Annotated in this window: 1 pseudogene; it reads left to right on the forward strand. The window is 43.6% G+C overall.

From position 1 onward, the window contains the following. Positions 1-219 (forward strand): annotated as a pseudogene (cls, locus tag R7E78_RS28555) (cardiolipin synthase A); the annotation flags it as partial. Between the last annotated feature and the right edge of the window lie 370 nt (positions 220-589).

Raw genomic sequence — 589 nt, forward strand, 5'->3', positions numbered from 1 at the left:
TGTTTGGTTGGTACGGTGAATATGGACATGCGTAGCCTGTGGCTGAACTTTGAAGTCACTCTGGCTGTCGACGATGAAGAGTTCACCAAGCAATTGTCATGGTTGCAAGATGGCTATATCAAGCAATCTCATCCTGTCGTTTTGGACGAGTGGGAAAAACGTAGCCTTTATTCTCGTTTCCTTGAGCGTGTGTTCTACCTCTTCAACCCATTGCTCTAAATCAGTGACCATTTCAGTTCAAACCTCCAGTAATGAGAGTCCTTGCTGGAGGTTTAATTTATCTGCGTCTTACTTTTCGCATCGACTATTCTGTGCTTTCCCCAATACGTCTCATGTAATCATCGCTACCACACGGCGATCTAAACGTTCAATCCAAACGGTTATTGGTCGATATGTGACTTTTCCCTTGCAAACCCTATGTCGTCCATGTTTTAAATAATCCAAATTGTAATATTTAAGACAGGGAATATTTATGTCAGAGGGCAAAAAGACCAAACTCATTACCGCAGGCCGCGATAAGAAGTGGACCAACGGCGTGGTAAACCCACCAGTACAACGCGCTTCTACTGTCGTGTTTAATACTGTTGCA

The sequence above is a fragment of the Vibrio sp. YT-19(2023) genome (assembly GCF_033337395.1).